12 protein-coding genes are annotated in these 13,190 nt (G+C 65.3%); 8 read left to right on the top strand and 4 right to left on the bottom strand.

The features are described 5' to 3' along the window. Positions 1-157: 157 nt before the first annotated feature. From XI09_RS19595 to XI09_RS19570, 6 genes are all read left to right on the top strand, one after another. Entirely contained in the window at positions 158-1,672 is a 1,515-nt protein-coding gene (locus XI09_RS19595) for an amidase (RefSeq protein ID WP_271568291.1), read from the top strand. Between the two features lie 138 nt (positions 1,673-1,810). Further along, a complete protein-coding gene (locus XI09_RS19590) occupies positions 1,811-2,668 on the top strand; it encodes a branched-chain amino acid ABC transporter permease (RefSeq protein ID WP_271568290.1) in 858 nt (285 codons plus the stop codon). A 4-nt stretch (positions 2,669-2,672) separates the two neighbouring features. Beyond that, the gene (locus tag XI09_RS19585) at positions 2,673-3,890 is read left to right on the top strand and encodes a substrate-binding protein (protein ID WP_027545254.1); all 1,218 of its coding nucleotides are present in this window, start codon (positions 2,673-2,675) and stop codon (positions 3,888-3,890) included. 178 nt (positions 3,891-4,068) lie between these two features. After that, entirely contained in the window at positions 4,069-5,184 is a 1,116-nt protein-coding gene (locus XI09_RS19580; protein ID WP_271568289.1) for a branched-chain amino acid ABC transporter permease, read from the top strand. Then, positions 5,171-5,905 (top strand): ABC transporter ATP-binding protein, encoded by a 735-nt coding sequence (locus tag XI09_RS19575; protein WP_271568288.1) that lies wholly within the window; start codon positions 5,171-5,173, stop codon positions 5,903-5,905. Before XI09_RS19580 ends, XI09_RS19575 begins: the two co-directional genes overlap by 14 nt. After that, positions 5,898-6,593 (top strand): branched-chain amino acid ABC transporter ATP-binding protein, encoded by a 696-nt coding sequence (locus XI09_RS19570; protein ID WP_092192234.1) that lies wholly within the window; start codon positions 5,898-5,900, stop codon positions 6,591-6,593. The genes XI09_RS19575 and XI09_RS19570 overlap by 8 nt, the downstream gene beginning before the upstream one ends. Before the next feature lie 201 nt (positions 6,594-6,794). On the opposite strand, the gene XI09_RS19565 is transcribed toward XI09_RS19570, so the two are convergent. The 4 genes from XI09_RS19565 to XI09_RS19550 all read right to left on the bottom strand — a co-directional run bounded on the left by XI09_RS19565 (position 6,795) and on the right by XI09_RS19550 (position 11,241). After that, positions 6,795-8,369, bottom strand: coding sequence for a L,D-transpeptidase family protein (locus XI09_RS19565; protein ID WP_271568287.1), 1,575 nt, complete (start codon positions 8,367-8,369; stop codon positions 6,795-6,797). Positions 8,370-8,846: 477 nt separating this feature from the next. After that, positions 8,847-9,809: an acetyl-CoA carboxylase carboxyltransferase subunit alpha gene (locus tag XI09_RS19560; RefSeq protein WP_271568286.1), complete on the bottom strand. Its 963-nt coding sequence runs from the start codon at positions 9,807-9,809 to the stop codon at positions 8,847-8,849. Between the two features lie 308 nt (positions 9,810-10,117). Further along, positions 10,118-11,077, bottom strand: coding sequence for a site-specific tyrosine recombinase XerD (xerD, locus tag XI09_RS19555; protein ID WP_271568285.1), 960 nt, complete (start codon positions 11,075-11,077; stop codon positions 10,118-10,120). 17 nt (positions 11,078-11,094) lie between these two features. Beyond that, complete coding sequence (locus tag XI09_RS19550) at positions 11,095-11,241, bottom strand: hypothetical protein (RefSeq protein WP_035669499.1); 147 nt, start codon at positions 11,239-11,241, stop codon at positions 11,095-11,097. Positions 11,242-11,411: 170 nt separating this feature from the next. Here XI09_RS19550 and XI09_RS19545 point away from each other — a divergent pair, with 170 nt between their 5' ends. Together XI09_RS19545 and aroB are read left to right on the top strand one after the other, a co-directional pair. Beyond that, positions 11,412-12,035 carry a shikimate kinase gene (locus XI09_RS19545; RefSeq protein ID WP_271568284.1) on the top strand — a complete coding sequence of 208 codons (624 nt, stop codon included), beginning with the start codon at positions 11,412-11,414 and terminating at the stop codon, positions 12,033-12,035. Beyond that, the gene (gene aroB / locus XI09_RS19540) at positions 12,032-13,180 is read left to right on the top strand and encodes a 3-dehydroquinate synthase (protein ID WP_271568283.1); all 1,149 of its coding nucleotides are present in this window, start codon (positions 12,032-12,034) and stop codon (positions 13,178-13,180) included. The genes XI09_RS19545 and aroB overlap by 4 nt, the downstream gene beginning before the upstream one ends. Positions 13,181-13,190 lie beyond the last annotated feature (10 nt).

Here is a 13,190-nt window from a genome sequence, read left to right as displayed (position 1 = left end):
CCGCTCATCTGTCGCGGCGGACCTTCGAAATAATACTTGAAAAGGAAAATATTTCCGTCTGTAATATCGAGGCGAAGCCGATTGGCCCGCGCTGTGCAAGCGCGAGCGAGCGGCCTCCATTCAAAGCCAGGGATCAAGAAGCCTCAAGGAGAGCGCCGTGACAGTTGTCCTTCCAACGCCCGCCCAACTTCGCAGCGTCGCCGAGCAGTGCGGCCTCGCGCTGACCGATGACGATGTCGCCTCGTTCCGCGGCCTGATGCAGGGCTCGATCGAAGCCTACAATCTCGTCGGCGCGATGCCGGACGAAGTGCCGGAGGTGAAATATCCGCGCACGCCGGGCTATCGGCCTTCGCCCGAGGAGAACCCGCGCAACGCCTGGTATCGCAAGTCGACGGTGAAGGGCGCCGCCAGCGGCAAGCTCAAGGGCAAGACGGTTGCGCTGAAAGACAACATCATGCTCGCCGGCGTTCCCATGATGAACGGCTCGGCGACGCTGGAAGGCTACGTCCCCGATTTCGATGCTACCGTCGTCACGCGCATACTGGATGCCGGCGGGGAAATCCTCGGCAAGACGCACTGTGAATCCTTCTGCATGTCCGGCGGCAGCCACACCGGGGCGGTGGGACCGGTGCATAATCCCTACAAGATGGGCTATTCGGCCGGGGGGTCGTCCTCGGGCAGCGGCGTCGTCGTCGCGCTCGGCGAGGCCGACATGGCGATGGGCGGCGACCAGGGCGGCTCGATCCGCATGCCGTCCTCGTTCTGCGGCACCTACGGCATGAAGCCGACCTGGGGCCTCGTGCCCTACACCGGCATCATGCCGATCGAGATCTTCGTCGATCACACCGGCCCGATGACGGCGACCGTGGCCGACAACGCGCTGCTGCTCGAAGTGCTTGCCGGCGACGACGGCTACGACCCGCGCATCAAGGCGCCCAAGGTCGAGGACTACACCAAGGCGCTCGGCCAGGGCGTGAAAGGCATGAAGATCGGCATCCTCAAGGAAGGCTTTGAGCAGCCGACCGCGGAAGCCGCGGTGAACGAAAGCGTGCGCGAGGCGGCCAAGCGTTTCAAGGATCTCGGCGCCACCGTCGAGACCGTCTCGATCCCGATGCATCTCGTCGGCCCCGCAATCTGGACGCCGATCGGAACCGAGGGCATGACCCAGACCATGATGTATGGTGACGGCTATGGCCTGTCCCGCTCCGACCTCTACTCGACCTCGCTGATGGATTTCCATCGCGGCTGGCGCCGGCAGGCGGACTCGCTGTCCGAGACGACAAAGCTGTTCCTGCTGCTCGGGACCTACATCAACAACAATTTCGGTTCGCGCTATTACGGCAAGGCGCTGAACATCTCGCGTCGCCTCACCGCAGCCTACGACAAGGCTCTCAAGGATTACGATCTCCTGCTGCTGCCGACCACGCCGATGAAGGCGACGAAGCTGCCGGAGCCCACGGCCAGCCGCGAGGACTACGTCGCCCGTGCGCTGGAGATGATCGGCAACACCGCGCCGTTCGACATCACCCATCATCCCGCGATGTCGCTGCCCTGCGGCATGGTCGACGGCCTGCCCGTCGGCCTGATGCTGGTCGGCCGCATGTTCGAGGAATCCACGATTTATCGCGCCGCGCACGCTTTCGAGCAGATCGGCGACTGGAAGAAGATGTGAGCGAGGCATTGATGCAGACGGACGGAACACTGAAGCGTTTTCGAGCGAAGTGGATACCGGTTCGCGTCAAGAAAACGCGTCAAAACATAAATCTAGAGCCCCGTTCCGATTCGATCGGAACGGGAAAGGCTCTAGCGCATGGCTAACGCGTTCGTCGCGGCGTTCGAGATCCTGAGCTTTGGCGCGATCATCGTCCTGATCGTGCTGGGGCTCGGGATCATCGCCAGCATGATGGGCATCTTCAACTTCGCGCAAGGAGAGTTCGTCCTGCTCGGGGCCTACATCACCTATCTCGCCTACGCCAAAGGCCTGCCAATCTGGGCCGGCATGGTCGCGGCCCCCTTCGTGGTCGGCGCGCTCGGCTTCGTGCTGGAGGCGGTGATCATCCGCCGGTTCTACGCCGCGCCGATCGTGGCGATGCTCGGCACCTATGCGCTGGGCCTGATCATCCGCGAATCCGTGCGCGGGCTGATCGGCGGCTTCTATCTCACCGTGCCGGAGCCGATCGGGGGCTCGATCGACATCGGCGCGATGCACATCTCGGCTTGGCGCTTCACCATCATCGTCATCACGCTGCTGGTGATGGGCGGCTGTTATCTCCTGCTCTCACGCACGAGCTTTGGCCTTCGCGTCCGCGCAACGCTGGAAAATCCGTCGCTGGCGCGCGCCTCCGGCATCTCCACGCCGCTGATCTATGGCGCCACCTTTGCCTTCGGCGCGGCACTCGCCGGCCTCGCCGGCGCGCTGATCGTGCCCGTGTTCAGCCTGTTCGCCGATCTCGGCCTGCGCTTCCTGATCCAGGGCTTTGTCGCGGTCATGGTCGGCGGCGTCGGCTCCTTCATCGGGCCGGTCGCAGGCGCCGGCGTCATCGGCACGCTCAGCGCCGCGCTGCCATGGGTGATGGCGCCCGTCGTCGCCGACGTCCTCGTCTTCGTGCTCGCTATTGTCTTCATCAAATTCCGGCCGCAGGGCCTCATCGCTGGAAAAGGGGTTTAGTCACATGTTCGATCGTACGCAGCTCTCACGTCGCCGCTTCCTCTCCAATTTCGCCTTTGCGTCCGGCGCGGTCGCAACCGGCGTCGGCAGCTGGGTGATCCCGGCCCCCTGGGCCAATGCGGCCGAAGCCCCGATCAAGGTCGGCATTGCCACCGACTTGACCGGCCCGATCGCCTACGCGGGCAATGCCGACGCCAATGTCGCCAAGATGGTGATCAAGGAGATCAACGCCGCCGGCGGCATGCTCGGCCGTCCGCTCGAGCTCTATATCGAGGACACTGCGTCGAACGAATCCGTCGCGGTCGGCAACGTGCGCAAGCTGATCCAGCGCGACAAGGTCGACATGGTGCTGGGCGGCATCACCTCCTCGATGCGCAACGCGATCAAGGACCCGATCGTGGCGCGCGGCAAGACGCTCTACATCTATCCGCAGCTCTACGAAGGCAAGGAGTGCACGCCCTATCTGTTCTGCACCGGCCCGACGCCGGCGCAGCAGTGCGACGAGTTCATTCCCTGGCTGATCAAGAACGGCGGCAAGAAGTTCGCGTTGCCGAGCGCCAATTATGTCTGGCCGCACACGCTCAACGTCTATGCGCGCAAGGTGATCGAATCGAACGGCGGCGAGGTCGTGTTCGAGGAATACTATCCGCTCGATCAGGTCGACTTCTCCTCGACCGTCAACCGCATCATCTCCAACAAGGTCGACGTCGTCTTCAACACCGTCATTCCGCCGGGCGTCGGCCCGTTCTTCAAGCAGCTCTATGAAGCGGGCTTCCTCAAGAACGGCGGCCGTCTCGCCTGCGTCTACTACGACGAGAACACGCTCAACATCAACCAGGCCGCCGAGATCGAGGGGCTCGCAAGCTGTCTCGACTATTTCAAGGTGCTGACCAAGGAGAACCCGTTCGACGCAAAAATCCAGGCCGCCTACGAGAAGGATTTTCCGGGCAACTTCCTGTTCGCCGCCGGCAGCGCTGCCACCGGCACCTATCGCGGCCTCAAGCTGTGGGAGGCGGCCGTCAAGGAAGCGGGCAAGATCGACCGCGAATCGGTCGCCGCCGCGCTCGACCATGCCAAGATCGCCGAAGGTCCCGGGGGGCCGGCCGAGATGGTCCCGGGCAAGCGGCACTGCAAGATGAAGATGTACACCGCGGTCGCCAAGGGCGGGAACTACGAGATCGTCGGACGCAGCGACGGTCTGGTCGATCCCAAGGAATGCTGAGGGACGCCGTTCTTCACCTCTCCCGTAGGGAGAGGTCGGATCGCATCGCAAGATGCGATCCGGGTGAGGGGATCTGGTCCCACTGGGTGCCGCGGCCCCTCACCCGGATTGCTCCGCAATCCGACCTCTCCCCGCCGGGCAGAGGTGCAGTGTCCGCCACAAGGTGCTTTAACTCGGAATGCTGAAATCCATGGGTGCAGCTAAGCAGGCCGTCCACGCCGACATCGGTGGTGAGACAGACGTTGCGGTGGCCGAAAGCGCACCGGCCGAACGATCATCGACACGAAAAGTACTGCCGATCGTGGAGGGCGTCGTGCTTGTCGCGGCGCTGCTCGCGCCGCTGGTGCTGCAAGACTATCTCACGGTGTTCGCGACGCGGGTGATCATCCTCGCGCTGTTCGCGCTGTCGTTCGATCTGGTCTGGGGCTATGCCGGCATCATGAGCTTTGGCCAGGCCCTGTTCTTCGGCTCGGCCGGCTATGGCGTCGCGCTGCTCGCGCGCGACCTGGACATCACCAATATCTTCCTGGTGCTGCCCGCGGGCACCATCATCGGCCTCACCTTCGCGCTGCTGCTCGGCGGCTTCCTGCTGCTGGGCCGGCATCCGTCCAGCGTGATCTTCGTGTCGCTGGGCACGCTCACCGGCTCCTACGCTGCCGACCGCCTGGCGCGCGGCTGGTACTATCTCGGCGGCCAGAACGGCATTCCCTCGATCGCGCCAATGACGCTCGGTGGTTACGACTTCTCGGAAGGGCCGGCGTTCTACTATCTCGTGCTTGGCATCCTCGTCGTGGTCTATCTGCTCTGCCGCTTCCTGGTGCGCTCGCAGTTCGGCCTCGCGCTCGCAGGTCTGCGCGAGAACGAGCAGCGCATCGCCTTCTTCGGCTACAAGGCGCAGCATCTGAAAGCCATCATCTTCACCATCGGCGGCGCCGTCGCGGGTCTCGCCGGCAGCCTCTATGCGTTCCATGAAGGCTTTGTCTGGCCCAACATGGTCGGCGTCGTCGTCTCGACGCAGGTGGTGCTCTACGTGCTGTTCGGCGGCTCCGGTACGCTGATCGGCGCGGTCATCGGCGCCGTCATCGTCGAAGGCGTCAGCTTCTGGCTGTCCGACAATTACCGTGACATCTGGCCGATCATCCTGGGCGTGCTGCTGCTGCTCGTGATCCTGTTCCGGCCGCTCGGCCTGATCAGCTTCGTGCTGGGCGAGCGCGAACGGGTCGGCAGCTTCGGTGCGAAGCCCAAGGAAGACAAGAAGCAGACCGGAAAGGAGAAGCGCAATGCCGCTCCTTGAGGCCGCCGGCATCAAAAAGATCTTCGGCAAGCTCACCGCGCTCGATGGCGCGGCGCTCACCGTCGGCGAGAACGAGTTTCACGGCCTGATCGGCCCGAACGGCTCAGGCAAGAGCACGCTGATGAAGTGCATTGCCGGTGCCGAGGTGCCGACGCAAGGCAAGGTGAGCTTCATCAACACCGACATCACCGCGTTCACGCCGACCGAGCGTGCCCGCGCCGGCATGAGCCTGAAATTCCAGATCACCAGCGTGCTGCCGACGCTGACGCTCTACGACAACATCCTGCTCGCGCTCCAGGCGCAGGCCTCGCTGTTCGACCTCCTGTTCTCGCGCACGCGCGGCGCGCTGCACGACCAGGTCATGACCATGCTGACGCAGTTCCGCCTCGCCGATCGCGCCTTCGACGCGGCGGCGGCGCTGTCGCACGGCCAGCAGCAATGGCTGGAGATCGCGATGGCGCTTGCTGGCAAGCCAAAGCTGCTGCTGCTGGACGAACCGACCGGCGGCATGAGCCTGGAAGAGCGCCGCGTCACCGGCGAATTGCTCCAGCCGATCAAAAAACATTGCTCGCTCGTCATCGTCGAGCACGACCTCGATTTCATCCGCGACATCTGCGATCGCCTGACCGTGCTCGACCAGGGCAAGGTGCTGGCGTCAGGTACCGTGTCCGAAATCCAGGCCAACAAATCCGTCCAGGAGATTTATCTGCGCCGTGCCTGAATTTTTGGACATCAAGCATCTCGACGCCGGCTATGGCCGCAGCCAGGTCCTGTTCGACGTCAACCTCGGCATTCCCTGGCGTGGCGGCGTCGCCGTGCTCGGGCGCAACGGCGCCGGCAAGACCACGTTGATGAAGACCATCGTTGGCGAGCTGCCGGCGTGGAAGGGCGAGGTCGCCTTCGATGGCCGCGACATCAGCCGCCGCGCGACCCAGGAGCGCGTGCGCGCCGGCATCGGCTACGTGCCGCAGGAACATTCGGTGTTCGCGCGCCTGTCGGTGCGCGACAATCTCGCCGTCGGCTCGCTCGCGAGCAGCAAGGCCGACGCCGTCGACCACGTGCTGACCATCTTCCCGAAACTCGGCCAGCGCCTCGACCAGCCGGCCGGCACGCTCTCCGGTGGCGAGCGCAAGATGCTCGCCATCGGCCGCGCCATGCTGGGCGATCCGAAACTGCTGCTGCTCGACGAGCCGACCGAAGGCGTCTGGATCGGCGTCATCGAGGAGATCACCGAACGCCTGATCGAGCTCGCCAAGGAGATCGCCGTCATCATCGTCGAGCAGCACCTCGACCTCGCGCTGCGCGTCGCTGATTATGCCTACGTGCTGGACCGCGGAAGGGTCGCTCTGCAGGGGGAGGCGACCGAGGTGAGGGGCAATCCCGAGCTGCTGCGGTATCTGGCGCCGTAATGTAGCACTGCTCACCTGCGAGTGAGGCGGGGCACTCTCGCCCACCTCGCCCTGTCGTGCCCCGCGAAGGCGGGGCATCCAGTACACCGCGGCTTCTCGATCGATCATTGGTGCCTCTGGAATACTGGATTCCCCGCCTTCGCGGGGAATGACGGTGTCAGGCTGGAGGACCAGAGAGAACGCGCAGAGCTGCCCGCGCTCTTACTTCACCGCCCCAAAGCGGCTGTCGAACGAGTTCGACGACACCACCGGCGCGGCGCCGGCCATCTGCGGGCCACCGGCGGGATCATCCGACACCGACGGCTTCAGCGCCGGGCGCGTTGCGGCGAGGCGGGTGTCGGGCTTCGCCGGCTCGGCGGGCTTGGCGGCGGCAACAGCCGGCTTCGGCGCGTCCTTGGTCGTATCGCGGCCGGGCACGAACCGGGTCACTGCGGCCTTCAGCCTGGACGCTGCCGTCGGCGGTGTCGTGGACGTGGTGGCCGGGGCCACGGACGCGGTGGCTTGCGGCGGCGGAGCCGATGCGGTCGCGGTCGTGTCGGTGGTGCCGAGGCCCATCTTGCGGCCGAGGTTGGAGAAGAAGCCACCGCCCTGGGATTTCTCCTGGGATTTTTCCTGGGACTTCTCGGCGGGTGCAGCGGCCGCGACGCGGGTGCTGGTCGCGGGCGCGCTGACGGCGACGACCGGCTCTTCCTGCGGCGAGGACGCGGCCGCGTCGAGATTCGGCTTGGGCGGATTGACGTGGCCGGGGATCGTGCCCGGAGCCTTCGCCATCGCCAGCATCTGCAGCGTGGTGCCTTCGGCGCCCTCCGACAGGCCGGTCGAGCCTTCCGGAATCTTGGCGGCGAAGATCTTGTTCATGCCGCCGTCGATGCCGGTGTTCATGCGCGCCACCGGCGTGCCCCTGGCAACGAGCTTGGCGTACTCGGCCTGGTCGCGCGCGTCCTTCTCGCGCACGGCGCTCGCGATGTCCTCGGGGATCACATAGGCCGGGCACTTTGCGGAGGCGTCGAACACCGGATCGCGCTTGGCATCGGGCGTCTTCGCCGCGTCGAACACGTACTTCTTCTCGCAGAAATCGACCTTCGGCTCCTGCCGCGTCACCTCGAAATGATCATAGCCCTCCTTGATCATCTTCCAGAACGGCATGTTCGGATTGTTCCGGTGCTTGGCCATGTTCACCGGCGTCATCTTGAACGGATAGGCCTGCAGCTGGAACGCCTTCTGGCCGCCGAAGAAGGACTCGCGGCCGAGCGAATAGATCTCCGCGATCTGCTCGTCCGTCATGGCGTAGCAGCCGCGCGAGGAGCAATCGCCGTGCACCATCAGCTGCGAGCCGGTACGGCCCAAAGCCTTGTCGAACGCGTTTGGATAGCCCGTGTTGAACGAGAGGTAATAGGCCGACTGCGGATTCATCTGGCCCGGATTGATCGAGTAGAATCCTTCCGGCGCCTGGCGGTCGCCTTCGCGCACCTTCGGACCCAGATCGCCCGACCAGCGGCAGATCGGATAGGTCTTGAGCAGCGCGAACTGGCCGTTGCGGGCCTGCTTCCAGACCTCGAGCTCGGCTTCCTGCTTGAACAGGCGGACCAGGATCGGGGATTGCAGATCCATGTCCTTCTCGACCATCGCGGCGAGAAGCTTTGGCGGCACCGGCTGGTTGGCCTTGGCGTTGGTCGCGAGCGACACCTGATCGGTGTCGCAGCCGGCCAGCAGAACACTGGCCGTCAGCAGCGCAACCGAAGCCAAGAGCGCGCGAGCAAGCGAACGAGAAATCAAGATGGACCCCACACCGTGCCGGGCAGAGAGCGCGAACCCCAATTCTTTGGAGCATGATCCGACCGGAGATCCGGACCCGTCGTGACGGGCTTTTTCAAACCACGCTCCAGCGCTTATGCCCTGAAGCCATTAATTAAAATTCTAACCTCTGGGTCATGTGGTCGCAACCCGAGCGGGGATCACGAGCCCGTTGGCCCAATGGCATGGTCAACAGAGACTGAATGGACGCGACTTTGGGCCTTACTTGGGCCTTCCGGCCCGATCAGGACTCAGATCGCCGATTTGGGCAAAAAAAGGGTTAATGCGGGGTTACCGGGGACTCCGCGGTCTCCGTCATGCCCGGGCTTGTCCCGGGCATCCACGTTCTTCGTGCCGCGGTCAAGGTCGTGGATGGCCGGGACAAGCCCGGCCACGACGATGCGGAAGCGCCGGCGCAAAAGGGTGGTAGGGCGTTCGTGGCCCGAAAACCCGCCCGAATCAGCCCAGTTTCCGGCCGATATCGAGGAATTTCTGCCGACGCAGCTTGCGGATGGCGTCGGCGTCGAGGCCGCGGAGCTCGTCAAACGCCTTGGCGATGGCGTCCCCGGTGGTGGCGATCATGGCGGCGGGGTCGCGGTGGGCGCCGCCGACCGGCTCCTTCAGGATGCTGTCGATCACCCCGAAGCGGAGCATGTCCTGGGCGGTGATCTTCATGTTGTTGGCGGCTTCCTGCGCCTTGGTGCCGTCGCGCCAGAGGATGGAGGAGGCGGCCTCCGGCGAGATCACGCTGTAGATCGCGTGCTCCAGCATCAGCACCCGGTTGGCGGTGGTGATCGCGATGGCGCCGCCCGACATGCCCTCGCCGGTGATGATGGCGACGTTCGGCACGCCCAGCGACAGGCACGCGTCGGTCGAGCGCGCAATCGCCTCGGCCTGGCCGCGCTCTTCGGCGCCGATGCCGGGATAGGCGCCGGCCGAATCGGCGAGCGACAGCACCGGCAGGCCGAACCGCTCGGCCATCTCCATCAGCCGCACGCATTTGCGATAGCCCTCGGGCCGCGCCATGCCGAAATTATGCCGGATGCGGCTCTCGGTGGAATCGCCCTTTTCCTGGCCCATCACGCAGATCGGCTCGCCGCGGAAGCGGCCGAAGCCGGCGACCAGGGCCTCGTCCTCGCCGAACTTGCGGTCGCCGGCGAGCGGCGTGAACTCGGTGATCAGGCCCGTGATGAAGTCGTTGAAATGCGGCCGCTGCGGATGGCGCGCGACCAGCGTCTTCTGCCACGGCGTCAGGTTCGTATAGAGGTCGGCCAGCGCCTGCGCCGCCTTGTCCTCGATCCGCCCGATCTCATCACTGATGTCGGTCCCGGAGGCCGCGAGCGTCCGCAGCTCGTCGACCTTGGAGTCGAGCTCGGCGACGGGCTTTTCGAAGTCGAGATAGCTGCGCATCTGGTCTTGCATCAACTCAATATAGGGAGGACGGGGCGAGGCGGCGAAGCGGTTTCGGACCTGCGGAAAGAAGTGTAGCTTCTTCAATGAGTTGGCTTGTGGGCTTCTGGGCCGCCCGCCAAATCAATCGTGAGGCCACGGCTCTTTCTGCGGAGATGTGGCCGAAGTCAAGGCGGTTTCGGCCGTTACCCCGCTTGGGGCCCTCGTGTCCCGGACGCGCTGCAGCTCGTAGCCCGGATGAGCGAAGCGATATCCGGGGCAGGTCGTGCCTCTGGCACTGATCCCGGATGTCGCTTCGCTCATCCGGGCTACGGGAGACCTCATTTCTCCGCCAGCGGGTGCAGGTCGCGCACCAGGCTCTTCAGCCGCTCCTCGACTACGTGGGTGTAGATCTGGGTGGTCGAGATATCGGTGTGGCCGAGCAGGGTCTGCACGATGCGTAAGTCCGCGCCGTTGTGCAGCAGGTGGCTGGCAAAGGCGTGGCGCAGCACGTGCGGGGAGACCAGCCGGGCCTGCAAGCCCGAGGCGACAGCGAGCTCCTTGAGGTCGCGGGCGAAATGCTGCCGGGTCAGATGTCCGCTCTCGCCGAACGAGGGGAACAGCCATTTCGAGACGGCGAGGCTGTCTTTCTTCTTCTCCGTCTTCGCGGCTTCGGTCGCGGCGAGATAATCCGCCATCGCCTGCCGCGAGGCCTCGTTCAGCGGCACCAGCCGCTCCTTGTTGCCCTTGCCGCGCACCACGATCATGCGGGCGTCGCGCTTGGCCGCCGTGCGCGGCAGCGCCACCAGCTCGGAGACGCGCAGGCCCGTGGCGTAGAGCACCTCGAGCAGGCAATAGAGCCGCAAGGCGCGCAGCCGCTTCGAGGGCGATGCATCCTCCGCCTCGCTCAACTCCTTGGCACGGCGGAGCATGCGGTCGACATCCGCGATCGACAGCACCTTTGGCAGGCCGCGGCCGCGCTTCGGGCCGGACAGGATCGCGGCGGGATCGTCGCTGCGAATGCGCTCGTTCAGGAGGAAGCGATAGAGATGCCGCATCGCCGACAGGCGGCGCGCCACGCTGGTGGATTTGAAGCCACGCGTGTCGAGATCGGCGAGATAGTCGCGCAGCGTTTGGGTTTCGGCGCCCGCAAAATTGTGGCCGACGCGGCCCAGGAACTCGGAGAAGTCCGTGAGGTCGCGGCGGTAGGCATCGAGCGTATTGGGGCCGGCGCCCTGTTCCGCCGCGAGCATGTCGAGGAACAGGCCGGTGAGCTTGCTGTCTGAGGGCTTTGCACGCATGCCCTGGAGGCTAGCTCCTATTTCTTGAGAAACTTATCCGGCGGGATCGTCACCGTCATTTCCCGCGGCTTCGGATTGACGAAGTTCGCCAGCGCAAAGACCACGCCATAGACGATGCCGGCGATCACGGCGACGACCGTCAGGAAGCGGAACAGGCTGGGCATCGTGCAAGGTCTCGGTAAAGGTCCAGGCAGGCAAATTAACCAATGAAATCATCCAACATGTTCGCCGTTTCGTGGCAAGAGTCCTCTGGCGAGGCCCCCTTCGGGGTCGTATAGGTGGCCAAAGCAGGCCGCTTTTGGCGGCAGATCGAGCGAGACCCAGAGCGAGATCCATGTCCGACGCCGCGTTGCCGATACAAGCTTCGCCTGAGGCCGACATCCTGTCGGCGCTCGGGGCGCGCTCGATCGTGCTCGTCGGCATGATGGGGGTGGGCAAATCCACCATCGGCCGCCGCATGGCGGCCCGGCTCAAGCTGCCCTTCGTCGACGCCGACACCGAGATCGAGGCGGCGGCCGGCATGACCATACCGGAGATTTTCGAGCGCCATGGCGAGGCCCATTTCCGCGACGGCGAGGCGCGGGTGATCGCGCGCCTGCTCGACGGCGGCCCGGTGGTGCTGGCGACCGGTGGCGGCGCCTTCATGCGCGAGGAGACGCGGGCCCGGATCGCGGCGAAGGCGGTCTCGATCTGGCTCAAGGCCGACCACGATGTCATCATGCGCCGCGTCCGCCGCCGCGCCGATCGTCCGCTGCTTCAGACCGCCGATCCGGAAGGGACGGTGACGCGCCTGCTCACCGAGCGCGAGCCGGTCTACAGCCATGCCGACCTCACCATCGCCTCGCGCGACGTGCCGCACGACAAGATCGTCGAGGAATGCATCGAGACGCTCCGCGCGCATCTTTGCGGTGAGCAGGCGTCCCAGCCACCTGCCGACGTTGCGAGTGCCGTACGATGACCGCGCCCTTGAAACATTCCGATCCTGTCAACGTCGATGTCGCGCTCGGCGACCGCGCCTATGACATCGTCATCGGCCGCGGCGTGCTGGCCTCGCTCGGCGAACGGGTCGCGCGCTTACGCCCCGGCGTGCGGACGGCGATCGTGACGGATCGCACCGTCGCAAAACACTGGCTCGAGCCGACGGAAGCATCGCTCGCGGCCGTCGGAATTCCGACCTCGCGCATCGTGGTCGAGGAAGGCGAGATCTCGAAAACCTATGCCGGCCTGGAAAAGGTCAGCGAAGCCCTGATCGCCGCCAAGGTCGAGCGCAACGATCTCGTCGTCGCGCTCGGCGGCGGCGTGGTCGGCGATCTCGCCGGCTTTGCCGCCGCGATCCTGCGCCGCGGCGTCGATTTCGTGCAGGTGCCGACCTCGCTGCTGGCACAGGTCGATTCCAGCGTCGGCGGCAAGACCGGCATCAACTCGCCGCAGGGCAAGAATTTGCTCGGCGCCTTCCACCAGCCGGTGCTGGTGATTGCCGACACCGCCGTGCTCGACACGCTGTCGCCGCGGCAATTCCGCGCCGGCTATGCCGAGGTCGCCAAATACGGCGTGCTCGGCGATGAGGCCTTCTTCACCTGGCTGGAAAAGAACCACGCCGACATCTTCAAGGGCGGCTCGGCGCGCGAGCACGCGATCGCGACCTCCTGCCGCGCCAAGGCCGGAATCGTCTCGCGCGACGAGCGCGAGACCGGCGAGCGCGCGCTGCTCAATCTCGGCCACACCTTCGGCCACGCGCTGGAAGCCGCGACCGGCTTCTCCGACCGCCTGTTCCACGGCGAGGGCGTCGCGATCGGCATGACGCTGGCGGCGCAATTCTCGGCGAAGCTCGGTATGATCGGCGAGGCCGACGCGGCGCGCGTCGAGCGACATCTCGTTGAAGCGGGCCTGCCGACCCGCTTGCAGGACATCGCGGGCTTTTCGCAGGAAGGGCTTGCCGACGCCGACGCGCTGATGGCCCTGATGGCGCAGGACAAGAAGGTCAAGCGCGGCAAGCTCACCTTCATCCTGCTGGAGGCTGTGGGGCGCGCCGTGATCGCAAAGGATGTCGAGCCGGCGCCGGTGCGCGATTTCCTGAAAGAGAAGCTCGCGCAGAAGGCCTGATGCGCGGCTG

It is taken from the genome of Bradyrhizobium sp. CCBAU 11386, assembly GCF_028128955.1.
Lineage (GTDB): Bacteria > Pseudomonadota > Alphaproteobacteria > Rhizobiales > Xanthobacteraceae > Bradyrhizobium.
The sequence above is the reverse complement of the archived record's forward strand: the minus strand, read 5'-3'. Positions and strand labels throughout refer to the sequence as shown.